This is a genomic window from Halobiforma lacisalsi AJ5 (assembly GCF_000226975.2).
Classification (GTDB): domain Archaea; phylum Halobacteriota; class Halobacteria; order Halobacteriales; family Natrialbaceae; genus Natronobacterium; species Natronobacterium lacisalsi.
In genome coordinates this window covers 546664-571791 of sequence record NZ_CP019285.1, presented here as the reverse complement: position 1 = coordinate 571791, position 25128 = coordinate 546664, and the positions used below count along the sequence as shown (strand labels likewise).

Here is a 25128-nt window from a genome sequence, read left to right as displayed (position 1 = left end):
CTATTAACTGAACAAATCGTTCGTAGCAGCTCTTCGCTACCGAGTTCATCCTTTCCGGGTGTCTCAGGGGTTATCATGCCTACAAGCATACCTTTGCACTAATCCCACCTTAAGCCATTTCTCGCACAACATTGTTCATGCTACAAAAACCATCACCAATTGATAATTTCAACATATCGTGAACAGATCGTCAAAGATTGAATTCTTTGTCTGTGGTGAATCGCCATATGGAGTTGGATTTGGCTAGCTCACGACACGCTTGATATTATAAACGGCAGATATTAGAACGATTTCACGGCACTCTCAGTACCAGCTTCGCGCACGTATCGCGTCGCCGAGCGTGCGCTTGATCCCGCTCACTACCGCTACAAATTGAATTGGATCTCGCACAGCATTTGCGCTGTGTATTCATTACTGCTCTACCGACACCCTCGATAGATGATATAAAACCCGTGTCAGTCCGCATCTCTACTGATCGTCGCTCGATGACGCATCAGGTCCAACCACGACCGCCCCGCAATTGCACCGGAAACGACGGATAGTCGTCCGTGTTAGAGCTCGAGCCGTCGGTGTTCCTCCCAGGTCCGTTCGTCGAGGACGACGACCTCGTCCTCGCCGAAGACGTAGAGGTAGTCGTCGACGTACATCGCCCGGGCCCCGTGGCCGCCGACGTCGACGCGGGCGACCTCCTCGAGTTCGCCGCCGTCGTAGCCGAACACGTAGCTGTCGTCGCTTCCCGGGACGAAGAAGACGTCGTGGGCCTCGTCCTGCAGGAAGGCGGTGTGCGTTCGACTCACGTCGCTGTAGCGTTCGTCCTCCAGAATCTCCGAGTCGAGTTCGACCGGATCTTCGCGGTCGCTGACGTCGAACAGCGTCACCTTCGGCTGGCGGTCCTCCTGGCCGACGCCGAGCACGAGGTCGTCGGAGAGCGGGTGGAGGTACTCCGAGAAGCCCGGCAGTTTGAGTTCACCCTCGACGACGGGATCGGTCGGATCCGAGAGATCGAGCGTGTAGAACGGGTCGATCTCTCGGAAAGTAACGACGTGGCCCTCGTCCCCCTCGAAGCGCACGGAGTAGATCCGCTCGTCGACGCCCAGACCGGTCACTTCGCCCGTGATCTCGAGATCCGAGTCGAGGACGTAGACGTCGTTCTCGGAGTCGACGCCGTGGCTGCGCGGGATAGTGGTCGCGATACGGACGTGGTCCTCGTGTTCGTCCATCGAGAACTGGTTCAGCGGCGTCCCCGGCACCTCGCCGTGTTCCTCGGCGCGCAGGTCGCCGTCGATCCCGATGCGGACGATGCCCGTCGTCGTCAGTTCCCGATGGTGGGCCTCGACGTGGGCTTCGAGGCCGTCGTCGAACTCGCGCTGGAGTTTCTCCCGTTCCGTCTCGTCCATCCGGTCGAACCAGTCGTCGATGATCTCGCGCATCTCGATCTCCTTCGCGCGCTCGGAGATGTCGAGGTCCTCGAGCGCGGCCGCCCGCTCCCGGGTCTCGGCGTCGACCAGCGCGGAGCCGTTCTCGCTCGTCACGTACGACTGCAGCAGTTCGTACTGGGAGGTCGTGCGGGTATAGGAGAGGTAGATCGCGTTCTCGGAGACGTAGGTCGCCGACAGCCCGCGGGAGCCGACGACGCTCTCCTGGCTCTCGAGGCTTCCCGTCTCGGGATCGACCCGGGCAGCGGTGTAGACCGCGTCGGCGTCAGCAGGCGCGTCGGGGCGAACGACGTCGGTACACTCGACGGCGCGGTCGCCGTAGGGTTCGATCGGACACGGATCGCTACCCGGACGATCGACGAGCACGAGGTAGAGGTCGCCGTCGTAGAGCCGCGCCGTCTCGATCTCCGCGCCGAGGTCTTCGCGCCACTCCTGTTCCGGGTCGGCCGGATCGCTCACGTCGTAGCCGGCGGCCGCGTCGTCGCCGAGAACGACGAGCGTATCCTCGACGAGCAGCAGTTCACCGGACAGCGGGATCGATGCGACCGGTTCGGGGTCGGCGGGATTGCTGACGTCGACGACGCTCGTCTCGCTCCAGCGCGAGGTGTACCGGTAGTCGGCGTAGTAGACCGACTGCCCGTCGGTCTTCAGGACGTCCGGTTCGTCGAGCGCTTCCTCCTGGACGTTCGTTTCGGAGTGGCGGCGGTCGTCTGTCGCCCCGTCGGTCCAGGTCGTGTACGCCTCGTCGGCGGCGTCGTCGGGCGCGCCACCGGCGGCCGCGTCCTCTTCGACTTCGACGTCGTCGGCTACGTCGTCGCTCCCGCGGACGACCGGCGGGCCGCCGAGCGTGACGGCCCGCGATCGGTCCTGCCGGAAGTACTCCTCGAACTCCGATTCGGACGCGAACGTCGTCAGTTCCGCCTCGCTCGAGTCGCCGAGCGGTCCGGCTGTCGTCGAGTCGGCGGCGTTCGCGTCGGCGGCCAGCCCCGCGAGGCCGGCACCGACGACCGACCCCACGAGCAGCGCCGCGAAGGCGATAGCGATCAGCGTCGTTCTGTCGCTCATATCTTCGTGGACGATACGTCGAACTAATACGGTAGCGCAAGGTGAAACGCGCGTTTCAGGCAACCCCAAGGCGTGGGGTTGGCCGTAAACTCTCGGCGCATCACCTCGAGTTCGACCGAATTTAAGTCCGTGAAGGATGTTCGGTAGTATATGACACAGACGCCAGTCGTCGCGAAGGCGGTTCGAACCCCACAGGGCAAAGAAGACGGCGCGTTCGCGGACGTCCGCAGCGAGGACCTTTCGGTGCCGCTGATCGACGAAATCCTCGCCGAGACCGGCCTCTCCGGTGAGGAAATCGACGACCTGATGTGGGGCTGTGCCCAGCAGCGCGGCGAGCAGGGCAACAACGTGGCGCGGGTCATTTCGCTCCTCTCGGAACTCGGCGAGAGCGTCCCCGCGACGACGATCAACCGCTGGTGTGCCTCCTCGATGCAGGCGGTCATCTCCGCGGCCGACGCCATCGCGGCCGGCAACCGCGACGCCATCATCGCCGGCGGCGTCGAGAACATGAGCCGCGTTTCGATGGGGGAGAACACCCACAACGTCCACCCCCGGATGGCCGAACTGTACAACATGGGCGAACTCCAGATGGGGATGACCGCCGAGAACGTCGCCGAGGAGTTCGACATCAGCCGCGAGCAGCAGGACGAGTACGCCGCCCGGAGCCAGCAACGCGCCACCGAAGCGACCGAGGAAGGACGCTTCGACGACGAGATCGTCCCGATCGAGACCGACGACGGCACCGTCTCCGAGGACGAGGGCATCCGCCCCGGCACGACCCCCGAGAAACTCGCCGAACTCCCGACCGTCTTCAAATCCGACGGCACCGTCACGCCCGGCAACGCCTCCCAGATCTCCGACGGCGCGTCCGCCCTGCTGGTCACCAGCGAGGCCTTCGCCGAGGAGCACGACCTCGAGATCCTCGCCGAGGTCGGCATGAACAACGTCGCCGGCGTCGACCCGACGATCATGGGGACCGGTCCGGTGCCCGCGACGCGTGGCCTGCTCGAGCGTAACGGTCGCGACATCGACGAGTACGACCTCGTCGAACTGAACGAGGCCTTCGCGAGCCAGTCGATCTACTCCCGTGACGAACTCGGTATCGATCCCGAAATCTTCAACGTCAACGGCGGTGCGATCGCGATCGGCCACCCGCTCGGCGCGTCCGGCGCGCGCCTCCCCGTCACGCTGATCCACGAGCTTCAGAAGCGCGGCGGCGGCCTCGGCCTGGCGACGCTGTGTGTCGGCTTCGGCCAGGGTGCGGCGATCGAGTTCGAAGTCAACTGAGGCGACCGTTCTGGGCTTTTTGGTCCAGGTTTTGCGAGGCCGCTCGCGAGCGAAGCGGCCGGAGTGAGCAGAGCGAGCGGATCGGCCGAGACAAAAGGTGGTCGCGTCAGGATGCGGCGATCGAGTTCGGGGCCAACTGAGACGGCCGTTCCGGGCCTGTCGATCCCGACTCGCGGTCCACCACCCGCAGTTTGGCCGGTCGTTTAGTACCCTCGAGCCGTAGCGGGCGTATGAGCAGGCTCCTGTTGGCCGTCATCGTCGGGATCCCGGCCGCCTGGCACCTCGGCCTGACGGCGTTCACCTACTACGACGCCGGGAGAGTCGGCCTCGAGCCGCAGGCGAAGTGGGCCGCGATCACCTTTCTGATCCCGCTGTTCGGCTTTTTCATTTACCTCTTCGAGCGCAGCGAGCTGTCCTACGATCCGGAGACCGATCCCTACCGGGGGAAGAACTTCAACATCCATCCCTCGCGAGCCGACGACGCCCCCCTTCGCTCCCGCGGAGACGATCGGTTGTCGCCGGAAGACGAGATGACGGAAGAGCGGGAGCAGGGACAGGACGGGGTCGACGCCCGCGGACGTGACCCTCGAGACGGGGAGAGGAGCGAGTCGACCGGCCGCAGATAGTACTTTTCGGCGCATTGGCGCTCCAGTGCTTTCGAGGTCGGTAGCTGGGGGCTCGAGCGTTTCGCACCAGTTCGACTGGTAGCATGTCGGATAGTCTCGGCGGACCGCTGTAGTAAGTATCGGATTCGAATACTACTATTCATTCAGGTACAAATCTACCGCAGCGGAGAAGCCATGATCCGATAAATACAATAAAACGATTTTGGTGGGGCTTAGATGCCGAATTTGGCCAATATGATATCAATCAGTGTTGTTCGAACCGTCGGAACAGAAAATGGCTCAATAGGCCACAGAAGGGCCGATATCCGGATTCACGAACCGATCATCATAGCGAATCTCAACTCCGGCCTCATAACTAGATTCCGTAATATACGAACAAAAGTTCGGACTTCGATACTTAGTAAGGTGGAAATCGACTTCATACTCCCGACTCCCAGTCCCGTGCGAGCAGTGAACATACATATATCAGCGTACCGTAACCCGGCCCATGGGTTCGCCTTCAGTGCTCGAGGAGCCGCGGGCCATCGACATGCACGCTCACCAGCCGACCAGCGAGTTCCTCCACGACGCCGGCGGGCAGATGATGCGCGACGCCGCCGACAGATTCGGCACGGAACTCGAGACCGACACCTACGAGAACATGCTCGAGGAGTACCGCGCCGCGGGGGTCGACCGGGCCGTCCTGCTCGGGTGGGACGCCGAGACGAACACCGGGAACCCGCCCGTCCCGAACGACTACGTCGCCGAGGTACGCGACGAGTACGACGACTTCTTCATCGGGTTCGGCTCCGTCGACCCGCTCAAGGACGACTGCGTCGAGGAGGCGATCCGCTGCGTCGAGGATCTGGACCTCTCCGGGTTCAAGTTCCAGCAGATCGCTCAGGGGTTCGACCCCTCCGATCCGGAACACGAGAACCTGTGGTCGACCATCGAGGATCTGGGCGTCCCCGTCGTCTTCCACGGCGGCAACTCGACGCTCGGGGCGTGTTCGCCCGGCGGTCGCGGCCTGAAGATCAAGTACGGCAACCCGATGCTGATCGACGACGTGGCGGCGAACCACCCCGAGTTGCGGATTCTCATCGCCCACCCCGCCTACCCCTGGGAGAAGGAACAACTCGCCATCTGCCAGCAGAAGGGCAACGTCTACATGGACCTATCGGGGTGGATGCCCCGCTACATCGACGATCAGGTGCTTCACTACGCGAAGACGCTGCTGTCGGACACGGTCATGTTCGGCACCGACTACCCGATGCTCGAGCCCGGACCATGGCTCGAGCAGTTCGCCGAACTCGACTTCGACGAGGAGGTTCAGCGGAAAATCCTCTGGGAGAACGCCCACGAGTTCTTCGCGGAATGCGGAATCTCGATCGACTGACGGTCGTTCGTCTCGTTCGAGACCCACCCCGACCCCGACCTCGACCCCGACCCCGACCTCGTCCTACGAGTGGGCGAGGTTGATCTCGATCTCGTTGGCCGCCCCGAGCAGGAGGTCCGGGAGTTCGTCGGTCAATAGTTCACCCCGCAGGCGGTTGGCGGGCCCGGCGACGCTGATCGCGCCGACCGCCGTCCCGTCCTCCTCCCTGACCGGCGCGCCGACCGCGTGAACGCCGGCGACCGACTCCTCGCGGTTGAACGCGTAGCCGCGCTCGCGGATCGCCTCGAGTTGCTCGAGCAGTTCGTCGCGGTCGGTGATCGTCCTGTGGGTCTGGCCCGCCAATCCGTGCTCGTCGAGGATCTCGGCGACGCGCTCCTCCCGGAGGAACGCCAGGATCGCCTTCCCGGCGGCGAACTGGTGCAACGGCGTCCGTCGACCGATCCGGGCGTGGGTCTTGACGGAGTGTTTCCCCTCCGCGCCGTAGACGTGGACGCCCAGCCCGTGCTCCTCGAGCACGAACCAGACCTTCTCGTTCGTCTCCGCGGCGAGTTCGTCCACCTTCGGTCTGGCGACCTCGACGACCGGCCGGCGGTTCCGAGCGTGCACGCCGTAATCCAGAAACCACGTACTGAGCCGGTAGTCGTCCCCCTCGCGGACGAGCAGCCCGCGCTCCTCGAGGGTCCGCAGGTGCCGGTGAACCGTGCTCTTGGCGAGCCCGAGTTCGTCGGCGAGCGCGGAGACGCCCGCGCCGTCGCGCTCCTTGAGCGCGTCGACGAGGTCGAACGCGGTCTCGACGGTTTCGACCGGCCGATGGGTCGATTCGTTTGCCATACGGTACCGATTATCTCGTCGTTACAAAAGCTTGTTCCCGCTATTCGAACGCCGTGCCGAGCAGCGATCCGTCCCGCGTGGCCGTTCGTTCACGTCTCGTCTTTCACGAGTCGCTCCCGTCCGATGAACCGCGGCCGTTCGTCGATCGCGAGGAAGTTGTCCACGTCCTCGCGGGCCTCCTTCGCCTTGCCTTTGTCGGGGTCGTAGTCGCGGGATCCCTCGCTGCCGAGCGCGTCGTAGAGCTTCTCCAGGTCCTCGAAGTACAGTTCGGCGACGCCGTCGAACTCGGCGTTCTCGGGGTCCGTCGGCAGGATCGTGTTGTACTTCACGACGCCCTCGATCTCGCGGGCGATGGGCGTGTGGTTCTCCTGCCAGTAGTCGACGAACTCCTCGTGGCTCATCCCCTCCTGACGGACGAGAAACGCCGAGTGTTTGTAGAGGCCGTCGGTATCGCCGTCGACCTCGTCTTTCTGCACGATCTCCTCGCCGATGAACCGCGGGCGCTCGTCGATCGCCAGGAAGTTGTCGACGTCCTCTCGTGCTCGAGCGGCGACCTCCTTCGTCGGGTCGTAGTCCCGCGATCCGGGGCTGCCCAGCGCGGCGTGGAGGTCCTCGAGGTCCTCGAAGTACAGCTCCGCGAGCCCGTCGAACTCGGCGTGTTCCGGCTCGGTGGGGAGCACCTGCTGGTAGCGAACGACGCCTTCGATCTCCCTCGCGATCGGCGTGTGTTCGGTCTGCCAGTAGTCGACGAACTCCCCGTGGGACATGCCGTCCTGGCGGACCAGGAGTGCGACGTGCTTGTACATTACAGGCGAATATCACGCACAGGACAATAAACGTCGGGGACCACAATTTATGATCGTCGGTTCGATTGGTACGAGTACGCATGACGTTTGACGACCGCTCGTTCATGGAGGGCACTCGCGGTACCCGGGCCGTCGACTGGGAACAGCGGATCGACACACAGCGGCTCCGCAGGGAGCGCAAGGAACGAGCCCTCGAGCGACTCCGGGACTCCGATCTGGGCGCGATGCTCCTGCTCTCGGACCCTAACATCCGGTACGTGACCGGGCTGGCGATGACCGGCGGCAGCGGGGCCGACCACTACACCCTGTTGACCGAGGCGGGCGACGTCGTCCACTGGGACACGGCCGACCACGCGAGCAACCAGCGGTTCAACTGCCCGTGGCTCCACGACATCCGGTACGCCTGTCCCGGACTCGGGAACGTCCCCCGCGCCTCCGGCCGCGACTCCGCGCGCCGGTTCCTGCTCGAGACGATGGCCGAGGGCGTCGCCGAGGCGGCGGCCGAGTACGGCGTCGCCGACGAGAAACTCGGCGTCGACGTCGGCAACCGCGGGTTGCTCGAGGCCCTCGAGGGAGAGGGGCTCGAGACGGACGTCGAGACCTGTACCGCGGTCATGGAGGACGCCCGCAAGGTCAAGACTGAGGACGAGATCGAGTGTCTCCGGCAGGTCGCCGCCATCTGCGAAGCCGGCTTCCAGCGGATCACAGAGGCCGCGAAGCCCGGGATGCGCGAGAACGAGGTGTGGGGCGACGCAGTCCAGGAACTGTGGCGCCACGGCGCGTTCGTCGGCGGCGGCTACCTCACGTCGGGGCCGAACACGTGGCCGAAACACCAGGCGAACACCACCGATCGGGCCATCCGGCCGGGCGATCTCGTCTACGCCGACTTCTACAACGTCGGCTACCTCGGTTACCGATCGTGTTACTACCGCACGTTCTCGATGGGCGAGCCAACCGAAGAACAGAAAGCGGCCTACGAGACCGCCCGGGACAATCTCTACGACGTCCTGGAGCGGATCGAACCCGGCGCGACCACCGACGAGATCGCGCAGGGGTTCCCGGACATGGCGGGCGAGCACGCCGACTACTACGACGCCGACGAGCACTGGCAGCTGACGACCAACCACTGGGCCCACGGGCTCGGCCTCCAGCTCTACGAGGTGCCACTGATCTGGCGGGGGCTCTCGCCCGATCACCCGATCGAGATCGAGGAGGGGATGACGATGGCCGTCGAGACCCAGGAGCCCGCGGGCCGTCAGGGGGTCCGCGTCGAGGAGATGGTCGTCGTCCGCGAAAACGGCGTGGAGATCCTGAGCCAGTGGCCGGTCGAGGAGATCACCGTGATCGACTACTGATCACTGGCCCGAACTATTTGGTCGCGGAGGACGAACGGCCACTATGCAACTCGGGACTGGCCTCTTTACCGCCCAGCAGCGACCGGACGACGACCGCGGGACGGCCGACCGCTACGACGAGATCATCGAGTTGACCCGCGAGATCGAGGCCGCGGGGCTCGACAGCGCGTGGGTCTCGGAGCACCACTTCGCCGAGGACGAGTACCTCTCGGGAACGATGCCGACCCTCGGCGCGATGGCCGTGGCTACCGACGACCTCGAGATCGGGAGCTGTGTCGCGCTCGGGCCGCTGTACGACCCGATCCGACTGGCGGAGGACGCCGCGACCGTCGACGGGCTCGCCGACGGGCGACTCACGCTCGGGCTCGCGATCGGCTCGAACCCCCGGGAATTCGACGTCTTCGGCGTCCCTCGCGAGGAGCGCGCCGAACGTCTCGCCGACCTCGTCCCGTTCCTGCGGGGGGCCTGGAGCGAGGGCAAACTCGGCTACGACTCCGAGTTCCACGACGTCCCGACCGACGTCCCGATCACGCCCGGCCCCGTCGACGGCGACGTGCCGATCATGCTCGGCGGCGCGGCCAAGCCCGCGGTCCGCCGCGCGGCACGGATCGGGGACGCCTGGTGTGCCCCCTCGTCACTGTCGGTCGAGGGTGTCCGCAAGCGCGTCGAGGACATCCGACGGGTCCGCGACGAAGAGGGGATCGACGGCGACTTCACGATCTACGTGCTCCAGCACGGCTGGGTCGGGGACTCCCGTGAGGAGGCCTGGGAGGCGATGCGGGACGGCTACTTCTACCTCCAGCGCCGCTACGCCGAGATCTTCTCCGGCGAGTCGGTCGACGAACTCGAGGCCGAGCGCAAGCGCGAACTGAAAGAGGGGGCGATCTTCGGCACGCCCGAGGGGGTCCGCGAGGAACTCGAGACCTATCGCGAGGCGCTCGGCGACGACGTCCACTTCGTCCTGCGGACCTACTACCCGGGCGTCGACACCGAGGCGACGGTCGACTGCGTCCACCGGCTGGGCGACGAGGTCGCGCCGGAGCTGTGATCAGCCCGTCTTGTAGACGCCGCGAGCGTCCGCGACCAGCGTCCCGACGGCGTCGCCGTCCCCACGGGGCCCCCCGTCACCGTCGTCGGCCGCGTAGACGTCCACGTCGACGACGCCGACGTCGCTTCCACAGCGGACGACGTCGCCCTCGGCGTAGAGGTCTCCCGTCCCGGCGCTCAAGTAGTCGATCCGCATGTCGACCGTCGGCACCGGCTGCTCGACCTCCGAGACCAGCGCCGCGCCGCCGACCGTGTCCGCGAGCGTGAACGTGACGCCGCCGTGGGCCATCAGTTCGTCCTCGTTCCAGGAGAGGTCCTCGGTCATCTCGAGGTGGCCCTCGGCGTGGCCGTCGGCGCACTCGGTGATCTCGATTCCCAGCAGGGACGCGAAGGGCATCCCCTCGAAGAAGGCCTCGATATCCATACCCACAGTCCTGCACAACGGACAATAAAAGTTCAGGCGCGTGGCTATCGTCCCTGCCACTCCGGCTCCCGGTCCTCGAAGAAGGCGTCGATCCCCTCGTTCTTGTCCTCGGTGGCGAACAGTTGTGCGAACAGTTCGGCCTCGTACTCGATCCCGCTTTCGAGGTCCATCCGCGAGCCCGCCTTCACGGCCTCCTTCGCGAACTCGAGGGCGACGGGGCTGTTCGCGGCCATGGATTCGGCCAGTCCGTACACTTCTTCGTCGAGGGCCTCGTCACTGTCGCAGACGATATCGACGAGGCCGATCTCGCGGGCCTCCTCGGCTCCGATCAGGTCGCCCGAGAGGATCAGCCGCATCGCCTGTCCTTCCCCCACGAGGCGGGGCAGGCGCTGGGTGCCGCCGCCCCCGGGCATGATCCCGAGGGTGATCTCGGGCTGGCCCAGTTTCGCCCGCTCGTGGGCGATCCGGACGTCGCACGCGGTCGCGAGTTCGCAGCCGCCGCCGAGCGCGTGGCCGTTGAGCCGGGCGATGACGGGCTGGCGGAGGTCGTCGACGACCTCGTACACCCGCGGGCGTTTCGAAGCCTCGCGCTGCTCTAGGGCGTCTCGCTCCCGCAACTCGCCGACGTCCGCGCCGGCGACGAAGGCCTTGGCATCGTCCGCGCCCGTCAGCACGACGACCCGGACGTCGCTGTCCTCGACCGCCTCGAGCACGGTCTTCAGTTCCTCGCGGAGTTGCCCGTTCAGCGCGTTGCGCGCGTCGGGACGGCGCATCGTCACCGTCGCGACGCCGGCGACGCGGTCGCCGACCGTCGCGCGGACCGTCCCGCAGTCGGCCGCGGCCGCCTCGACGGCCTCGGCACCGTCGACGCGATCACTCATTCCCGTCACCTCTCCCGCCGTCGCCGCTGACGCCGACGATCTCGCCGTCCTCCCAGACGTAGAACCCCTCGCCGGTCTTCTTCCCCAGTTTGCCCGCACGGACCTTTCGCTTGAGGACCTGCGGCGGCCTGAACCGCTCGCCCAGCTCCTCGCGGAGGTACTCGAGGATGTCCAACCGGACGTCCAGGCCGACCACGTCGCCGAGTTCGATCGGCCCCATCGGGTGGTTGTATCCCAGTTCCATCGCGGCGTCGATGTCGCGGGGGTCGGCGACGCCCTCCTCGACCATGCGCATCGCCTCGACGCCCAGCGCGACGCCCAGCCGCGAGGAGGCGAACCCCGGCGTGTCGGTCACTTCGACCGCCGTCTTGTCGATGTCCTCGACGAACTCGTGGGCCGCCGCGACGGTCCCGTCGTCCGTCCGTTCGGCGACGACGATCTCGACCAGGTCCATGATGTGGACCGGGTTGAAGAAGTGCAGGCCGATCACGCGGCCCTCCCGGTCGGCGGCACTCGCGATCTCCGTGACCGACAGCGACGACGTGTTGGTCGCGATGATCGCGTCGTCGTCGACCAGTTCCTCGACGTCCTCGAGGGTGTCCCGCTTCAATTCGAGGTCCTCCGGCACGGCCTCGATCACGAGGTCCGCGTCCTCGACGGCCGCCGCGAGGTGGGTCGTCCCCTCGATCCGCGACAGCGCCGCGTCGGCAGCCTCCCGGGAGACCTTGTCGCGTTCGATTCCGCCCTCGAGGTTCTCCTCGATCGATTCGATCCCTTCTTCGACGAACTCGGGTTCGACGTCCCGGATCACGACCTCGTGGTCGGCCATCGCCGTCACCTGCGCGATGCCGTGACCCATGGTACCGGCACCCAGTACTGCGACGTGCATACGCCACACAACCCGAACGAGCCCCAAAGACGTTACTGTTCGTTCGGCCCCCGTGGGTTGTGACGACGGCACAAATATATGGCTCCGGAGGATACGCGACGAGCATGCGAGACGTCTATCTGGTCGGTGCGGGCCAGTCCCCGTTCGGGGCCTTCCCGGACCGGAGTTACCGGGACCTGTTCGCGGAGGCGTACCGGGCCGCGTGCGACAGCGTCGACGGCGGCCTCGAGGCCGAGGACGTCGACGAGGCCGTCGTCGGCACCCTCGGCGTCGGCGGTCGCCAGCTAGGGTTGTCGGGGCCGGCCGTGACCGAACACGTCGGCCTCCACAACGTCCCCTGCTCGCGGGTAGAAAACGCCTGTGCGGCGGGCGGGTTCGCCGTCCGCAATGCCGTCCAGGCGATCAAGAGCGGTTTCGCCGACGTCGTCGTCGCCGGGGGGTACGAGGTGATGACCGACCTCTCGGACGACGTGACCAAGTACTGGCTCGGCGTCAGCGGCGAGACCGAGTGGGAACGACTGACGGGAACGACGTTCTCGGGCGTCTACGCCCAGATGGCGAGCGCCTACATGACCGAGTACGGGGCCACCGCCGAGGACCTCTCGCGGGTCGCCGTCAAGAACCACGGAAACGGCGCGAAGAACCCGAAGGCCCACCTCGACTTCGAGTGCTCGCTCGAGGACGCCGTCGACGCGCCGACCGTCGCGGACCCCCTCAATCTCTACCACTGCTGTCCGACCTCTGACGGGGCCGCGGTCGCCGTCCTCGCGAGCGAGGACGTCGTCGACGAGTACACCGACGAGCGGATCCGGGTCGCCGGCGTCGGCGCAGCCAGCGAGCGGGTCGGCCTGGCCCAGCGCGACAGGTACACCGGTATCTCGGCCTCGCAGGTCGCCGCCGAGACGGCCTACGAGCGCGCGGGCGTCGGCCCGGACGACCTCGACTTCGCGGAGGTCCACGACTGCTTCGCGATCGCGGAACTGATCGCCTACGAGGACCTGGGCTTTTGCGAGCCCGGAACCGCGCCCGAACTGCTCCGCGAGGGACGCACCGACCCGGACGGCGACCTCCCCGTCAACACCTCCGGCGGCCTCAAGTCGAAGGGCCACCCCATCGGCGCGACCGGGACGGGCCAGGTCGTCGAGGCCTTCGACCAGTTGACCGGCCGCGCCGGGGACCGACAACTCGAGGACCCCCGGCCCCGGTACGGGCTGACTCACAACGTCGGCGGCAGCGGCGGCGCGTCGGTCGTCCACGTCTTCGAGCGCGAACCCGAGGGGGTGGCACGATGACGATGATGACCCTCGAGGTCGCGAGCGTCGGCGCGTACGCCCCGCGCTACCGGCTCCCCGCCGACGCCGTCGAGGAGGCGTGGGGACGGTCCCACGGCGCGGGGATCTCCGAGACCGCGGTCCCGGCGGCCGACGAGGACGCCCTGACGATGGCCGCCGAGGCCGCGACGCTCGCCCTCTCGGAGGGTGATCTCGAGCCGGCGGAGGTCTCGCGACTGCTGCTGGCCACGACGACCCCGCCGCTCGAGGAGGGCGCGGTCGCTGCGCGGCTCGCGAGTTTCCTCGGCTGTGACGAGACCGTCGAAACGCGCACGTTCACCGCCGGCACGCGGGCCGGCGTGGACGCGCTGGCGACGGGGCTCGAGGGCGACGGGCCGACGCTGGTCGTCGCGAGCGATGCACCTCGCGGGGCGCCCGACGACGAGGTCGAACACGCGGGCGGCGCGGGCGCGGCCGCCGTTCTCCTGACCGCGGACGGCGGGGGCTCGATACGGGATCGTGCCGAACGGACGACGGCGACTCCCGGGACGCGGTTCCGACCCGCCGGATCGGACGAGACGACCGGGCTCGGGATCGCCCCCTACGACCGGTCGGCGTTCGTCGACGGGGTCGCGGCCGTCGCGGACGCCCTCGAGTACGACCCCGGAGACGCCGACGCCGTCGCGCTCCAGTCGCCGAACGGGAAGCTCCCCTACCGGGCCGCCGGCCCGCTCGGCGTCGAGACCGACGCGATCCGGGACGGAACGACCGTCCACGACCTCGGCGACACGGGCGCGGCCAGCCCCCTCCTCGGGTTCGCGAGCGCGCTCGAGGCCGGGCATGAGTCCGTCATCCTGATCGGCTACGGCAGCGACGGGGCGGCGGCGGTCGCGCTCGAGGTTGGGAACATCGCGGTCGCGACCCGCCTCGAGGGCGCGGAGACGCTGTCCTACGGGGAGTACCTGCGGACCCGCGGCGATATTACGCCGGGAGAGCCGGACGGGGGCGGCGCGTACGTCAGCGTCCCCAGCTGGACGCGGACGCTCCCCCAGCGCCACCGCCTCGTCGCGGGCCGGTGCCGGGAATGTGGCGACCTCGCGTTCCCGCCGGAGGGTGCCTGTCCCGGCTGTAGCGCGTTCGAGGCCTACGACGAGGTCACGCTGCCGGGAACGGGGACGGTCGAGGCGGCGACGGTCATCGGCCAGGGCGGCGCGCCGCCGGAGTTCGTCGAACAGCAGGCCAGGGAGGGCGCGTACGTCAGTGCGATCGTGGCACTCGATGGGCCCGCCGTCGAGGACGGCCGCGACGGGAGCGCCGCGACGGTCTCGACGCCCGCACAGGTCCGCACCGTCGGCGACGAGTCGGTCTCGCCGGGCGACCGCGTCGAGGCGACGATCCGCCGGATCTACACCCAGGAGGGCGTGACCCGGTACGGGTTCAAGATGCGGCTCCTCGAGTAGCGCCGGCCCGACTCGCGTTCGAATAACTCGAACGCAACGGCCGCTCGGGACTCCCCGTTCATAATTCGTCGTGGGGAGTACACGGGCTGAATTACAGCGGTACGTTTGTATACCGCTCGAGCGAGCACGTCGTTCACGGACCGGAGACGGTTTCGTTCGAGTGACTCGAACGGATTCCTAGAGGTCCGCGGTCGATTCCGTCCGGCGGACGGTAACGACGTCGATTTCGGATGCCTTGGGCACTATTGAGGGGGTTCGACTCGCTTCGGACTGGCCCCGAGCGCGATCGGTTGTGATTCCGTTCCCGCTATTCGAACGGATCGGGAATGTCGGGCGAGCGACGAGACCCTGTCCGGGTCACGAGGTCTGGGAGTACTCCTCGACCCACTCCTGGAGGGTGATCCCCATCGTCGCCTGCGTGATCGCGTTCGAGGAGGCGGAGTTGGCGCTCTTGACGAGTTCGGCCTCGAGGGTTCGGTCGGGGACCTCCCCGAGGAAGTGCGGGATCGCCCGCTGGACGGAGAGCGGACAGCCGACCTCGTGGGCCAGCGCGTACCCCGAGATGGAGTGGGGGATCGTCTCGCCGCCGTAGCGCGGATCGGGGTCGACGAGGTCGTCGTCGACGTGGTCGGTGTACTCGTAGCACTTCCCGACGTCGTGGAGCAGGCACGCGGCGGCGACCGTGTCCGTGTCGGGATCCGCGCCGTGGAACTCCCGCTGTTCGCGGGCGGCCTCGAGGGCGATGCGGGTGACGCCGCGGACGTGCTCGACGTTCGTGACCTCGTGGATGTTCCAGGCGTAGGGGACGTCCTCGACGTGTCGCCAGCCCCCTCGTCGGAGGCCGAGCGTCCACGCCTCGACGACGCGGTCGGCGAGGTCGGGGTCGTCGATGCGCTCGAGTTCGGGAAACGCGTCGCGTATCTGGGTCTCGTAGTCGCGGTCAGGGTCGGGGTCGGAGTCGGAGTTGGACATGATTCGAGTTCAGTGTGGAACGGTCGTCTCGTCGGCGGTACCTCGACGAGCCACCGGTTTCGCCTCGAGTGGCACGTTCGGACGCACGCACATCAATCGTATCCCGGCGATCACAGCGGCTCGCCGTCGACGAACAGCCGCTTCCCGGCCTCCCGTTCCGCGGCGTAGCCGTCGTAGTACTCCATCAGCTGGAACAGCGTGCCGGTCGGGTTCTCGGGCGAGACGAACGCCTCGCCCCAGCCGTCGAACTCGGCGCGGTCGATGACCGACACGCCGCGGTCGGACAGCGCCTCGACGGCCGCCTCGAGGTCCGCGACCTCGAGCGTGACGTGGTGGAGCCCGGGGCCGTGGTCCTCGAGGAAGGCGGTGAGAAACGACTCCGAGCCGTCCTCGGGGGCGACGAGTTCGAGCCGCGAGGCGTCGCCGAGGACGTACGTGGCCCACGTGAACGAGCCGTACTCGCTTCCTTCCTCGTGGATCTTCTCGCACCCGAGCGCGAACAGGATCGGCTCGGCGTCATCGATCGATTCCACCGCGATACCGACGTGATCGACTCGCATCGCTGGCATCGCTTCCTGTGCGGCCATGGCTCGAGTACCACGAGCGGCCCACATAGATCTTGGGTATCGTTTGCATTCGTCGAGGGGCGAGTGACCACACCGCACCGATAGAACGAAGTTCGGGGCCGTCGATGCCGGGAGTGTATGATCACGATGGTAGAGCTCCTCGTCCGCAAGGACGGGTACAGCCACGAGGAGTTCGTCGACCGGTGGCAGGGCGACCACGCCGAGATCGCTCGCGAACTGCCCGGCCTGCAGCGGTACAGCACGTCCGTCCCCACCGACCCCGAGGCGGTCGAGTACGACGGCGTCCTCGAACTCACTTTCGAGGACGAGGCGGCGCTGAACGAGGCGTTCGCCTCCGACGTGGGTCAGGAGGTGCAGGCGGACGCCGCGGAGTTCGTCGACGTCGGGGCCGGCCCGCGGCTGATCGTTGAGGAGACCGTCCACGTCGACGAGACCGCGACCGAGACGGGCCGATGACGACCACGGCCCACGAACTCGTCGCGACCCTCGAGGAGTTGGACGTCGAGTACGTCTTCGGCTACCCGGGCGGCCGCGCGATCGAGTTGTTCGAGCACCTCCCCGACTCCGACGTGACGGTCGTTCGGCCGCGCGACGAGCGCGAGGCGAGCGTCATGGCCGAGGCGTACGGCCGGCTCACCGGTCGACCGGCCGTCCTCACCGGCCAGGGTCCCTGGATCGGCAGCCTCGGCGCGATCGGCCAGATGGAAGCCCGGCTGGCGTCCTCGCCGATGGTCGTGCTCACCGAGGCCTCCGAACGCGGCGAGTACTCGACGCTCGCCCCCTACCAGCAGTCCCGCGGGGATTACGGCGGGCTCGGGCTGCCCGACATCCTCGAGGGGATTACCAAGGAGTGGTGGTTCCCGCGGACGCCCGTCGAGACGCTGCGGTCGGCGCAACTGGCGTTCAAACACGCCGTCGCCGGCCGACCGGGCCCTACCGCCGTGATCCTGGACGGGAACGCGATCACCGACGAGGTGCCCGACGATCCGACGCCACCGGCCTGGGACGCCCGCGAACAGGCGCGCACCTGGGACGCCGCGCCGACCGACGACGACGTGGCAGCGGCCGTCGACGCCCTCGAGGCCGCCGACCGCCCGGTCGTGATCGCGGGGAACGGCGTCCACGCTGCAAAGGCCTACGACGAACTCGCGGCCGTCGCCGACGCCTACGACTGCGCGGTGGTCACCTCCTACCTCGGGAAGTCGACCTACCCCGAGACCGAAGACCGCGCGGCGGGGGTCATCGGCTCGTTCGGCCACGAGGGGGCGAACCGGGTCGTCAGCGAAGCCGACACGCTGCTGGTCGTCGGCTGCCGGCTGAACCCGATGGACACCAACTGGCAGGCTCCCGAGTTCGTCCGACCGGACGAGCAGACGATCGTCCACGCCGACGTGGACGCCCGGAACGCGGGCTGGGTCTACCCCGCCGACGTGGGCCTCATCGGCGACGCGGCGGAGAGCCTCGCCGCGCTCGCGGAGGCTGGCAGTGGCGAAAACGGGTGGGCGCTCGAGCGTGCGGCCGAAGCCCGGGAGTGGTTCACGGCACCCGAGTGCCGGGACGACTCGAGCCCGATCAAACCCCAGCGCGCCGCCAAAGAGATCGAGCGAGTCGTCGACGAGGGGACGATCGTCACCGCCGACTCGGGGAACAACCGGTTCTGGCTGCTGTACTACCTGCAGACGCCCGCGGTCCGCACGTACTTCGGCAGCGGCGGTGTCGGCGGGATGGGCTGGGCCCAGCCGGCCGCGGTCTCGGCGGCGCTGACGACCGACAAGGACGTGATCTCGGTCGCCGGCGACGGCGGCTTTTCGATGACGATGAACAGCGTCGAGACGGCCGTCGAGTACGACGTCGCGCCGACGTTCGTCGTCCTGAACGACACCAGCCTCGGGATGGTCCGGCAGATGCAGGACGACGGGGAGATCGCCGGCGTCGAGTTCCACGACACCGACTTCGTGCAAGTCGCCGAAGCGTTCGGCGCAGTCGGCCGGCGGGTGACCGACCCCGACGACCTCGCCGACGCCCTCGAGGACGGGAAGGCGGCGGACACTCCGCACGTCGTCGACGTCCGCATCGACCGCGAGGAGGAGATGGCCGACCAACTGGCCTCGTCGTTCTACGAGTCGGTCGGGGGGCTCCACGAGTGACGAGCGACGAGAGACGAACGTGAACGAACACCAACCTATACGTGACCGATACACACAGTATCCCACTATGACGAACGAGACAGACGACGCGACAGTACTAGTGACCGGCGGCACCGGCTTCATCGGTTCCTACGTGGTACAGGACCTGCTCGAGCACGGCCACGACGTCGTGGCCTACGACCTCTCGACGGACACCGAGATCCTCGAGAACCTCGGCGTCGCGGACGATGTCGAGGTGCGGCGGGGCGACGTCTCCGAGGCGACCGACGTGATCCGTGCGGTGCGGGAGACGGGCGCGACCCACATCGTCCACCTCGCCGCGCTGCTGACGACGACGGCCCGGGAGAACCCCCGGAGCGCGGCGGACGTGAACATCATGGGGACGAACAACGTCTTCGAGGCGGCCCGGATCCTCGACGACCAGGTCGAACGGGTCGCCTGGGCCTCCTCGGCGGCGGCCTACGCGCCGCCGGAGAACTACGACGCCGAGTGGGTCGACGAGGACGAACTCGTCTATCCCGACACGCTCTACGGGGCGACCAAGGAGTACAACGAACACCAGGCGCGGGTCTACCGGGAGGACTACGGCCTGGACCACGTCGCCCTGCGCCCGACCGTGGCCTACGGCCCCTATCGGGAGACCGGCGGCTCCGCGTTCCTGGCGAACATCGTCGAGAAGCCCGCGCTCGGCGAGTCCTACAGCGTCGAGTACGGCGACCAGTACGTCGACTGGCAACACGTCGAGGACATCGCCCAGGCGTTCCGCAAGGCGGCGTTCACGCCCGAGGAGGCCCTCTCCCAGCGGGTCTACAATGTCCGGGGCGTCCTCGCGACGATCCGCGAGGCCGCAGAGACCGTCGAGTCGATCCTCCCCGACGCAGAGATCGACGTCTCCGACGACGGTGAACTCCCCTGGACGCAGAACCTGGACATGACCGCCGCACAGGCGGACCTGGGCTACGAGCCCGAGTACGACCTCGAGTCCGGCTTCCGGAAGTACATCAACGTCCTCCGGGAGGAAGCGGGGCTCGAGCCCGTGTAACGGCTCTCGACGGCGTGAGCGACGGTGGCCGACACGACGGGAACGGGGTCAATCGGTTTCTTCGACCGGCACGTCCTCGTCCTCGACGATCGCCCGGAGCTCGTCGGCCTCGAGCAGGTCGACCAGTTCAGCGTCGCCGTTCCGGTAGGTTTCGCGTTCGGACTCGCTGAGGTACTCCTCGAGGTGTGCCTCCTCCAGGTTGGTCTCGAGCGCGTCCTCGATATCTTCGGGATCGTATCCTGGTATTGGCATACGATACCGTACGACGTCTTTCGTCTTATAACGTGGTCGGGTCCCTCGAGCGGCCCCGACTCGCTCACCGGTGGTCGTACACCCGCTTGACCTTCCCCACTTCCGTGCGTTCGATCGTCCCGTAGTCGGCCAATTCGAGGACGTCGGGACTGAACGACAGCGCGTTCTGGAACCGCTCGGCCATCGCCTCGCGGAGCGCTCCCCGATCCCCCTCGAAGTCCTCGGTGAGTTCGACGGTCAGTTCGAGGCGGTCGAGGGTGTCCTCGCGGTAGAGGTCGATTCGGTAGTGAGGCGCGACGTCGTCGAACTCGAGGACGACGTCCTCGATCTGACTGGGGTAGAGGTTGACCCCGCGGACGATAATGAGGTCGTCCGCCCGCCCGGTAACGCCGTCCATGCGGACCGTCGTCCGGCCGCACTCGCACTCCTCGTCGGTGAGCGTCGTGAGATCGCCGGTGCGGTACCGAAGGACGGGAAGCGCCTCCTTCGAGAGCGACGTGAGGACGAGTTCGCCCTCCTCGCCCTCGGGCAGCGGTTCGCCCGTCGCCGGGTCGATCACCTCGGGGTAGAAGTGGTCCTCGTGGATGTGCATCCCGTCCTGTGCTTCGCGGCACTCGGCGGCGACGCCCGGGCCGATCAGTTCGGAGAGGCCGTAGTTCTCGATTCCCGTCGCACCCAGGCGTTCCTCGATCTCCTCGCGCATCGGTTCGGTGCAGGGCTCCGCGCCGTACAGCACGGTCGACAGCGGGAGTTCGCGGGGATCGACTCCCATCTCCTCGGCCGTCTCGGCGAAGTACAGCGCGTAGGAGGGGGTACAGCCGATCGCGTCGCTCCCGAGGTCGCGCGCGAGTTCGACCTGTCGCTGCGTGTTGCCGCTGCCGGACGGAACGACGGTCGCGCCGAGTTCCTCCGCGCCGCCGTGGAAGCCGAGCCCGCCCGTAAAGAGGCCGTAGCCGTAGGCGTTCTGGACCGTATCGCCGGCCTCGACCCCCGCGGCCGCCATCGAGCGGGCCATCACCTCGCGCCACAGCTCGAGGTCGTGCTCGGTGTAGGCGACGATCTTTGGCTTGCCGGTGGTGCCCGAGGAGGCGTGGATGCGCCGGATCTCGTCGTCGTCGACGGCGAAGAGGCCGTCGGGATACTCGTCGCGGAAGTCCGCTTTCGTGGTGAAGGGGAGCTTCTCGAGGTCGTCGACGCTCTCGACGTCGGCCGGCGAGACGCCGGCTTCCTCGAGGCGGTTCCGGTAGAGCGGAACGTGCTCGTAGGCCCGTTCGACCGTTTCCCGGAGTCGTCTGGACTGTAGCTCGCGTAGCTCCTCGCGCCCCCAGCGGTGAATGATCTCCGACATGCGTCTACCTGTCACTGATGGTATCGAGTACCAAAGTTCTTGAGTCGCGGCTTCCGGGCGGCGACGATCGGGAAAAGGCGCTCACTCGAACTTCTCGAAGGGCTGTTCGCAGTCGTTGCAGTAGTGCATCGACCGGCAGAGCGACGGCCCCTTCGGGTGTTCGCGAACGGTGTTCGTCGACTCGCAGTAGGGACACTCAGCGCCCGTCTCGTCGCCGCTGGTCTCGACGCTGGGGTCGCGGCTCCGTCTCATATGCTCAGTCCGAACTCTTTCAGGTCCGCTTTGCCCCGTTCGGTGACCATCTCGACGGTCCACTCCGGACTCCAGACGAGCCGAAGGTCGACCTCCTCGACGCCGTCGACGTCCGCGACCGCGTCCTCGACCTCTCCCAGGAGCATGTCCCGCGCCGGACAGCCCGAGTAGGTGAGCGTCATGTCGACGGTCGCGGTGCCGTCCTCGACCGTAACTCCGTAGATCAGCCCGAGGTCGACGATACTGACCGGCATCTCGGGGTCCTCGATTTCGTAGACGACGTCCCACACGTCGGCCTCGAGGCCGGCCGCGTCCTCGCCGGTTGCGGGGAGGTCCTCGGCGCCTTCACCCTCGCGGTAGTCGGTGTACGCACAGGGGGTCGCGTCGGAGTCGGGGTCGATGTCGGTGTCGGGGTCCGGCGTGTTGCTGCTCATTATTCGGGTTTGTCCATGATCTTGGTCGCTTCGCTACGCTCCAGTTCGCGGTAGGTGTGGGTAAACTCCTCCCGGAGGTCGTCCCAGGCGTCGGTGTGGCTACCGTCCCGGCCGACGGCGTCGGGGAGGACGTCCTCGGTCACGTCGAACTCGTACTCGTCGAAGTGGACGAGCTCCGAGGCCGGCGTCTCCAGCCCGAGGTCGTCCAGGAACGGGACGACGGTCGAGAGCCACTCCTCGCGCATCTCCTCGAGGGTTGCGTCCCGGAAGCCGGCGTCGACGATCGTTTCCTCGACGTCCGCGTCGCCGCTCGCGTCTCCCGCGCCGCTGGCCGGCGCGCACGGCTCGAACAGCGTCAGCGCGTGCGGGAACAGCCGGTCGACGGCCTCCTGCAGCCGTTCGGCCCCCTCGTCGCCGTCCGCGAGCCGTTCGACCCAGTTCCGGGCGTGCTCGAGGTGGTACTCCTCCTCGCTTCGGATCTTGCCGACGCGGTCGGCGATCTTCGCGTACGACGACCCCTCGAGCGCGTCGAGCCGGATGTCCTCGGCGACGTCGTAGAGGTAGTGACGCAGGACTGCGTCGGCCCAGTCGCCTTCGGCGAAGGGTTGCTCGACGAGCGTGCTGTGGCACCACTCGTCACCCTCGCGCTCGTAGACGAGTTCGTGCTCCTCGTAGCCCAGGTCCTCGAGGACGTCGTACCAGAGTCGGGCGTGGCCGAGTTCGTCCTGGGCGTTGTTCGCGAGCGCCAGGTCCGACTCGAGGGTCGGCGCCTTGACCTGCCACTCGGTGTAGCGCTCGGCGAGGACGTACTCGTCGTCGCCGAGTCGCTTGAGCAGCGTCTCGAGTGCCTCGCGCTCCTCGTCGTCGAGGTCCGCCGGGGACTCGAGCGTCGCCGACATCAGGCGTCACCCCGCTGTTTCTCGGCTTCGGCCTGCTGGCCCTCGGACTCGACGACCTCCTCGGCGTGGTCGACGTCCGGGTTGTAGGACGTCGCCCACCGGTAGCCCTTGTCGGTCGTGCCGCCGAAGGCGACGTCGTCGGCGTCGATCTCGCCGACTTCCTCTTTCGGGACGACCCAGAGGCTGTTGGTCGGTTTGCGCCGGCCGTGCTGGATCGCGGCGAACTGCTTTGCCATCTCGCGGTCCGGTGCGTGAACGTTGCCACAGTGGGTGTGGTAGTCACCCTGCTTCTCCTGTCGGAATACTTCCCAGATCATAGTTCGGTTAGTCGGCTGCCTGCGGGGGCTGGTTACCGGCGGACATGTCGTTGCCCTCGATCGTTTCGCGGACCCACTCGACGGCCTCCTGGGCCTTCTTTCGGCCGTCGATCTGGCCGACGCCCGGCTCGTACTCGTTTTTCGCGATCGTGAAGAACTCGTCCCAGTCTAAGTCGTCCTCGACGACCTCGTAGGTACCGTCGTCGCGCTCCCGAATGCGGGGTTCGTCGGGGATCTCGAGGCCGTACTTCCGCGCCTTCGGGATGTACTGGTCGAGGAAGGCCTGCCGGAGTTCGTCGTTGGACTGCTGTTTCAGCCCGACGGCGGACGCGAAGTCGTGGTGCGTGCTCTTGTCGTCGGTCGGCCCGAAGAACTGGATGATGCGGGGCCACCACGTCTCGAAGGCCTCCTGGGTCAGCTTCTGTTCCTTCCGCGATCCCGTCATCAGCGTCCGGAGGATGTCCTCGCCGTGTTTGACGTGGAACCCCTCCTCGAAGCAGACCTTGTCCATCGCGTGGGCGTAGGGCTCCCAGCTGGTCCGCCGCAGCGTCGCCTGTCGGCGCATCGCCGCGCCGTCGACGAAGAAGGCGATCATCGGCGTCTCGACCCAGCTCTCCATCGGGTAGTGGAAGCAGTTGAGGAACTTCCCGTCGCCGTTGGCCAGGTCGTCAAGCATCTCCTCGCGGGTCTTGACGCCCAGCGACTCCGCCGCGCGATAGAGCAACTGCCCGTGGCCGATCTCGTCTTGCACCTTCGCGGAGAAGGCCAGTTTGCGGTCGATGCTCGGCGCCTGCCGGATGAAGGGGCGCTCTAAGTACGCCCCCATGATCTCGCTGTTGGCGTGGAACTCGATCATCCGGGTCGCCGCCTCCCGGTACTCCTCGGGGAGGTCGTCCGCGGGGTCGAACTCCCGCGGACCGGCGCGTTCTTTCACGGTGTCCAGGTCCATGGTTTCACCCGAATGAACGATCGTGAGAGTCTTAGGGGTTGACCGCTACATGAGGGGGTTTTATATATTGGTGTCGTATAACACACCACATACGTCCCGATGATCGACGAATGCCTCGTGGTCGAATTCCGGGTGCAAAACGACGACTGTCCGCTGGCGGAGGCGACCGCCGCGGTCGGCGTCGAGGTCGAGGCTCAGCCGCCACAGCGGCGCAACGACGGGAACGACCTCCTGCAGTTCAGCGCGCCCAAAAGCGAACGGCTCACCGAGGCCCTCGACGCGGACGATCGGATCTCCTATCTCCACGTCTCGAAGAGCGACGGCCGCTACCGGTACCGCTGCCTGTCGAAACACCCCTGTATCGTCCACGAACTGATCGACAACGGGCTCATCGTCGAACGGCTGCGGTACCGCGAGGACGCGACCGTCATCTTCGGCGCGGTCGTCGGACGCGACGTCCTCAAAGGGGTCATGGAGGCCGCCGGCGACACCGTCGGCGTCACCCTCGAGCGGATCTACCCCCTCGAGTCCGAGGCGCGGGAGGACCCCAGCCGCCGGTGGGACCTCACGCCGGCCCAGGAGGAGTGCATCCGGGCGGCCCTCGAGCTAGGTTACTTCGAGATCCCGCGGGCCACCTCGACCGAGGAGGTCGCCGCGGAACTCGGCGTCAGCAAGTCGGCCTTCCTCGAGCGACTGCGGCGGGGCGAACGGGCGCTGTTCGGACAAATCTTCGACTAGCCGCCGATACCTTCTTGGTCTCCGACATGGCGTGGTATCGTATGACAGACAGTAGTCGTGTCAGGGATCGGATCGAGAGCGACGCCTACTGCGAGACGCTGGGGATCGAACTCGTCGGCCTCGAGCCCGGGTCGGCGACGACCCGACTCGAGGTGACCGAGGAACTGACGAACTTCCACGGGACGCCCCACGGCGGGGCGATCTACTCGCTTGCCGACGCCGCGTTCGCCGCCGCGTCGAACTCGCGGGGCGAGACGGCGGTCGCGCTCGAGACGAACGTCTCCTACCTCGAGGCCGTCGAGGTTGGGACGACGCTGACCGCGACGGCGACCGAGACCCACGACGCCGGCCGCACCGCGTCCTACGAGGTGATCGTCACGGACGAACAAGAGGAACGGGTGGCGACGTTCCGCGGGCGGGTGTACAAACCCTGACTGC

27 protein-coding genes and 1 pseudogene are annotated in these 25128 nt (G+C 67.1%); 12 read left to right on the top strand and 16 right to left on the bottom strand.

The window, feature by feature from the left end; all coding sequences use genetic code 11:
• Positions 1-243: 243 nt before the first annotated feature.
• Both CHINAEXTREME_RS22115 and CHINAEXTREME_RS02635 read right to left on the bottom strand, forming a co-directional pair.
• A pseudogene (locus CHINAEXTREME_RS22115) lies at positions 244-363 on the bottom strand (IS5/IS1182 family transposase); the annotation flags it as partial.
• A gap of 188 nt (positions 364-551) precedes the next feature.
• A complete protein-coding gene (locus CHINAEXTREME_RS02635; RefSeq protein ID WP_007142053.1) occupies positions 552-2501 on the bottom strand; it encodes a beta-propeller domain-containing protein in 1950 nt (649 codons plus the stop codon).
• Positions 2502-2651: 150 nt separating this feature from the next.
• Between CHINAEXTREME_RS02635 and CHINAEXTREME_RS02630 the strand changes: the two genes are divergently transcribed.
• From CHINAEXTREME_RS02630 to CHINAEXTREME_RS02620, 3 genes are all read left to right on the top strand, one after another.
• On the top strand, positions 2652-3788 hold the full coding sequence (locus CHINAEXTREME_RS02630; protein WP_007142054.1) for a thiolase family protein: 1137 nt from the start codon (positions 2652-2654) through the stop codon (positions 3786-3788).
• Positions 3789-4018: 230 nt separating this feature from the next.
• A complete protein-coding gene (locus tag CHINAEXTREME_RS02625; RefSeq protein ID WP_007142055.1) occupies positions 4019-4414 on the top strand; it encodes a hypothetical protein in 396 nt (131 codons plus the stop codon).
• A gap of 487 nt (positions 4415-4901) precedes the next feature.
• A complete protein-coding gene (locus CHINAEXTREME_RS02620; protein ID WP_029601450.1) occupies positions 4902-5789 on the top strand; it encodes an amidohydrolase family protein in 888 nt (295 codons plus the stop codon).
• A gap of 63 nt (positions 5790-5852) precedes the next feature.
• Here CHINAEXTREME_RS02620 and CHINAEXTREME_RS02615 read toward each other — a convergent pair whose 3' ends face one another.
• Entirely contained in the window at positions 5853-6620 is a 768-nt protein-coding gene (locus tag CHINAEXTREME_RS02615) for an IclR family transcriptional regulator (protein ID WP_007142057.1), read from the bottom strand.
• 89 nt (positions 6621-6709) lie between these two features.
• Positions 6710-7426, bottom strand: a complete 717-nt coding sequence (locus CHINAEXTREME_RS02610) for an EthD domain-containing protein (protein WP_007142058.1) — start codon at positions 7424-7426, stop codon at positions 6710-6712.
• A gap of 80 nt (positions 7427-7506) precedes the next feature.
• Between CHINAEXTREME_RS02610 and CHINAEXTREME_RS02605 the strand changes: the two genes are divergently transcribed.
• On the top strand, positions 7507-8781 hold the full coding sequence (locus CHINAEXTREME_RS02605) for a M24 family metallopeptidase (protein ID WP_007142059.1): 1275 nt from the start codon (positions 7507-7509) through the stop codon (positions 8779-8781).
• A gap of 43 nt (positions 8782-8824) precedes the next feature.
• Entirely contained in the window at positions 8825-9829 is a 1005-nt protein-coding gene (locus tag CHINAEXTREME_RS02600) for an LLM class flavin-dependent oxidoreductase (protein WP_007142060.1), read from the top strand.
• On the opposite strand, the gene CHINAEXTREME_RS02595 is transcribed toward CHINAEXTREME_RS02600, so the two are convergent.
• The 3 genes from CHINAEXTREME_RS02595 to CHINAEXTREME_RS02585 are packed head-to-tail and all read right to left on the bottom strand — an operon-like array spanning position 9830 to position 12022.
• Positions 9830-10252, bottom strand: a complete 423-nt coding sequence (locus CHINAEXTREME_RS02595) for a PaaI family thioesterase (protein WP_007142061.1) — start codon at positions 10250-10252, stop codon at positions 9830-9832.
• 44 nt (positions 10253-10296) lie between these two features.
• A complete protein-coding gene (locus tag CHINAEXTREME_RS02590; RefSeq protein ID WP_007142062.1) occupies positions 10297-11133 on the bottom strand; it encodes an enoyl-CoA hydratase/isomerase family protein in 837 nt (278 codons plus the stop codon).
• Positions 11126-12022, bottom strand: coding sequence for a 3-hydroxyacyl-CoA dehydrogenase family protein (locus CHINAEXTREME_RS02585; protein WP_029601451.1), 897 nt, complete (start codon positions 12020-12022; stop codon positions 11126-11128). The genes CHINAEXTREME_RS02590 and CHINAEXTREME_RS02585 overlap by 8 nt, the downstream gene beginning before the upstream one ends.
• 104 nt (positions 12023-12126) lie before the next feature.
• On the opposite strand from CHINAEXTREME_RS02585, the gene CHINAEXTREME_RS02580 reads away from it, so the two are divergent.
• Both CHINAEXTREME_RS02580 and CHINAEXTREME_RS02575 read left to right on the top strand, forming a co-directional pair.
• The gene (locus tag CHINAEXTREME_RS02580; protein WP_007142064.1) at positions 12127-13314 is read left to right on the top strand and encodes a thiolase domain-containing protein; all 1188 of its coding nucleotides are present in this window, start codon (positions 12127-12129) and stop codon (positions 13312-13314) included.
• On the top strand, positions 13311-14753 hold the full coding sequence (locus CHINAEXTREME_RS02575; protein ID WP_007142065.1) for a zinc ribbon domain-containing protein: 1443 nt from the start codon (positions 13311-13313) through the stop codon (positions 14751-14753). Before CHINAEXTREME_RS02580 ends, CHINAEXTREME_RS02575 begins: the two co-directional genes overlap by 4 nt.
• Positions 14754-15110: 357 nt before the next feature.
• Here the strand turns inward: CHINAEXTREME_RS02575 and CHINAEXTREME_RS02570 are convergent, their stop codons facing one another.
• Together CHINAEXTREME_RS02570 and CHINAEXTREME_RS02565 are read right to left on the bottom strand one after the other, a co-directional pair.
• Positions 15111-15725: an HD domain-containing protein gene (locus tag CHINAEXTREME_RS02570; RefSeq protein ID WP_007142066.1), complete on the bottom strand. Its 615-nt coding sequence runs from the start codon at positions 15723-15725 to the stop codon at positions 15111-15113.
• 110 nt (positions 15726-15835) lie between these two features.
• Positions 15836-16312, bottom strand: coding sequence for a VOC family protein (locus tag CHINAEXTREME_RS02565; protein ID WP_007142067.1), 477 nt, complete (start codon positions 16310-16312; stop codon positions 15836-15838).
• A 117-nt stretch (positions 16313-16429) separates the two neighbouring features.
• Here CHINAEXTREME_RS02565 and CHINAEXTREME_RS02560 point away from each other — a divergent pair, with 117 nt between their 5' ends.
• From CHINAEXTREME_RS02560 to CHINAEXTREME_RS02550, 3 genes are all read left to right on the top strand, one after another.
• The gene (locus CHINAEXTREME_RS02560; RefSeq protein WP_007142068.1) at positions 16430-16768 is read left to right on the top strand and encodes an EthD family reductase; all 339 of its coding nucleotides are present in this window, start codon (positions 16430-16432) and stop codon (positions 16766-16768) included.
• A complete protein-coding gene (locus CHINAEXTREME_RS02555) occupies positions 16765-18459 on the top strand; it encodes a thiamine pyrophosphate-binding protein (protein ID WP_007142069.1) in 1695 nt (564 codons plus the stop codon). The genes CHINAEXTREME_RS02560 and CHINAEXTREME_RS02555 overlap by 4 nt, the downstream gene beginning before the upstream one ends.
• 67 nt (positions 18460-18526) lie before the next feature.
• Entirely contained in the window at positions 18527-19501 is a 975-nt protein-coding gene (locus CHINAEXTREME_RS02550; RefSeq protein WP_007142070.1) for an NAD-dependent epimerase/dehydratase family protein, read from the top strand.
• A 48-nt stretch (positions 19502-19549) separates the two neighbouring features.
• Here CHINAEXTREME_RS02550 and CHINAEXTREME_RS02545 read toward each other — a convergent pair whose 3' ends face one another.
• From CHINAEXTREME_RS02545 to paaA, 7 genes are all read right to left on the bottom strand, one after another.
• A complete protein-coding gene (locus CHINAEXTREME_RS02545) occupies positions 19550-19753 on the bottom strand; it encodes a hypothetical protein (RefSeq protein ID WP_007142071.1) in 204 nt (67 codons plus the stop codon).
• A 64-nt stretch (positions 19754-19817) separates the two neighbouring features.
• Entirely contained in the window at positions 19818-21101 is a 1284-nt protein-coding gene (paaK, locus tag CHINAEXTREME_RS02540) for a phenylacetate--CoA ligase PaaK (protein WP_007142072.1), read from the bottom strand.
• Between the two features lie 81 nt (positions 21102-21182).
• Positions 21183-21353: a 1,2-phenylacetyl-CoA epoxidase subunit PaaE gene (gene paaE / locus CHINAEXTREME_RS21745; protein WP_007142073.1), complete on the bottom strand. Its 171-nt coding sequence runs from the start codon at positions 21351-21353 to the stop codon at positions 21183-21185.
• Positions 21350-21787, bottom strand: coding sequence for a 1,2-phenylacetyl-CoA epoxidase subunit PaaD (paaD, locus tag CHINAEXTREME_RS02535; protein ID WP_007142074.1), 438 nt, complete (start codon positions 21785-21787; stop codon positions 21350-21352). The genes paaE and paaD overlap by 4 nt, the downstream gene beginning before the upstream one ends.
• Positions 21787-22686 (bottom strand): 1,2-phenylacetyl-CoA epoxidase subunit PaaC, encoded by a 900-nt coding sequence (gene paaC, locus CHINAEXTREME_RS02530; protein WP_007142075.1) that lies wholly within the window; start codon positions 22684-22686, stop codon positions 21787-21789. The genes paaD and paaC overlap by 1 nt, the downstream gene beginning before the upstream one ends.
• Positions 22686-23003 (bottom strand): 1,2-phenylacetyl-CoA epoxidase subunit PaaB, encoded by a 318-nt coding sequence (paaB, locus tag CHINAEXTREME_RS02525; RefSeq protein ID WP_007142076.1) that lies wholly within the window; start codon positions 23001-23003, stop codon positions 22686-22688. The genes paaC and paaB overlap by 1 nt, the downstream gene beginning before the upstream one ends.
• A gap of 7 nt (positions 23004-23010) precedes the next feature.
• Positions 23011-23952, bottom strand: a complete 942-nt coding sequence (gene paaA / locus CHINAEXTREME_RS02520; protein WP_007142077.1) for a 1,2-phenylacetyl-CoA epoxidase subunit PaaA — start codon at positions 23950-23952, stop codon at positions 23011-23013.
• A 99-nt stretch (positions 23953-24051) separates the two neighbouring features.
• On the opposite strand from paaA, the gene CHINAEXTREME_RS02515 reads away from it, so the two are divergent.
• Entirely contained in the window at positions 24052-24690 is a 639-nt protein-coding gene (locus tag CHINAEXTREME_RS02515; RefSeq protein ID WP_007142078.1) for a helix-turn-helix domain-containing protein, read from the top strand.
• 41 nt (positions 24691-24731) lie between these two features.
• Positions 24732-25124, top strand: a complete 393-nt coding sequence (gene paaI, locus CHINAEXTREME_RS02510; protein ID WP_007142079.1) for a hydroxyphenylacetyl-CoA thioesterase PaaI — start codon at positions 24732-24734, stop codon at positions 25122-25124.
• Positions 25125-25128: the final 4 nt, after the last annotated feature.

Bases quoted from the DNA above. Each gene is read 5' to 3' on its own strand.
- CHINAEXTREME_RS02635 (WP_007142053.1), bottom strand. From the start codon at position 2,501: ATGAGCGACAGAACGACGCTGATCGCTATCGCCTTCGCGGCGCTGCTC.
- CHINAEXTREME_RS02630 (WP_007142054.1), top strand. From the start codon at position 2,652: ATGACACAGACGCCAGTCGTCGCGAAGGCGGTTCGAACCCCACAGGGC.
- CHINAEXTREME_RS02625 (WP_007142055.1), top strand. From the start codon at position 4,019: ATGAGCAGGCTCCTGTTGGCCGTCATCGTCGGGATCCCGGCCGCCTGG.
- CHINAEXTREME_RS02620 (WP_029601450.1), top strand. From the start codon at position 4,902: ATGGGTTCGCCTTCAGTGCTCGAGGAGCCGCGGGCCATCGACATGCAC.
- CHINAEXTREME_RS02615 (WP_007142057.1), bottom strand. From the start codon at position 6,620: ATGGCAAACGAATCGACCCATCGGCCGGTCGAAACCGTCGAGACCGCG.
- CHINAEXTREME_RS02610 (WP_007142058.1), bottom strand. From the start codon at position 7,426: ATGTACAAGCACGTCGCACTCCTGGTCCGCCAGGACGGCATGTCCCAC.
- CHINAEXTREME_RS02605 (WP_007142059.1), top strand. From the start codon at position 7,507: ATGACGTTTGACGACCGCTCGTTCATGGAGGGCACTCGCGGTACCCGG.
- CHINAEXTREME_RS02600 (WP_007142060.1), top strand. From the start codon at position 8,825: ATGCAACTCGGGACTGGCCTCTTTACCGCCCAGCAGCGACCGGACGAC.
- CHINAEXTREME_RS02595 (WP_007142061.1), bottom strand. From the start codon at position 10,252: ATGGATATCGAGGCCTTCTTCGAGGGGATGCCCTTCGCGTCCCTGCTG.
- CHINAEXTREME_RS02590 (WP_007142062.1), bottom strand. From the start codon at position 11,133: ATGAGTGATCGCGTCGACGGTGCCGAGGCCGTCGAGGCGGCCGCGGCC.
- CHINAEXTREME_RS02585 (WP_029601451.1), bottom strand. From the start codon at position 12,022: ATGCACGTCGCAGTACTGGGTGCCGGTACCATGGGTCACGGCATCGCG.
- CHINAEXTREME_RS02580 (WP_007142064.1), top strand. From the start codon at position 12,127: ATGCGAGACGTCTATCTGGTCGGTGCGGGCCAGTCCCCGTTCGGGGCC.
- CHINAEXTREME_RS02575 (WP_007142065.1), top strand. From the start codon at position 13,311: ATGACGATGATGACCCTCGAGGTCGCGAGCGTCGGCGCGTACGCCCCG.
- CHINAEXTREME_RS02570 (WP_007142066.1), bottom strand. From the start codon at position 15,725: ATGTCCAACTCCGACTCCGACCCCGACCCTGACCGCGACTACGAGACC.
- CHINAEXTREME_RS02565 (WP_007142067.1), bottom strand. From the start codon at position 16,312: ATGGCCGCACAGGAAGCGATGCCAGCGATGCGAGTCGATCACGTCGGT.
- CHINAEXTREME_RS02560 (WP_007142068.1), top strand. From the start codon at position 16,430: ATGATCACGATGGTAGAGCTCCTCGTCCGCAAGGACGGGTACAGCCAC.
- CHINAEXTREME_RS02555 (WP_007142069.1), top strand. From the start codon at position 16,765: ATGACGACCACGGCCCACGAACTCGTCGCGACCCTCGAGGAGTTGGAC.
- CHINAEXTREME_RS02550 (WP_007142070.1), top strand. From the start codon at position 18,527: ATGACGAACGAGACAGACGACGCGACAGTACTAGTGACCGGCGGCACC.
- CHINAEXTREME_RS02545 (WP_007142071.1), bottom strand. From the start codon at position 19,753: ATGCCAATACCAGGATACGATCCCGAAGATATCGAGGACGCGCTCGAG.
- paaK (WP_007142072.1), bottom strand. From the start codon at position 21,101: ATGTCGGAGATCATTCACCGCTGGGGGCGCGAGGAGCTACGCGAGCTA.
- paaE (WP_007142073.1), bottom strand. From the start codon at position 21,353: ATGAGACGGAGCCGCGACCCCAGCGTCGAGACCAGCGGCGACGAGACG.
- paaD (WP_007142074.1), bottom strand. From the start codon at position 21,787: ATGAGCAGCAACACGCCGGACCCCGACACCGACATCGACCCCGACTCC.
- paaC (WP_007142075.1), bottom strand. From the start codon at position 22,686: ATGTCGGCGACGCTCGAGTCCCCGGCGGACCTCGACGACGAGGAGCGC.
- paaB (WP_007142076.1), bottom strand. From the start codon at position 23,003: ATGATCTGGGAAGTATTCCGACAGGAGAAGCAGGGTGACTACCACACC.
- paaA (WP_007142077.1), bottom strand. From the start codon at position 23,952: ATGGACCTGGACACCGTGAAAGAACGCGCCGGTCCGCGGGAGTTCGAC.
- CHINAEXTREME_RS02515 (WP_007142078.1), top strand. From the start codon at position 24,052: ATGATCGACGAATGCCTCGTGGTCGAATTCCGGGTGCAAAACGACGAC.
- paaI (WP_007142079.1), top strand. From the start codon at position 24,732: ATGACAGACAGTAGTCGTGTCAGGGATCGGATCGAGAGCGACGCCTAC.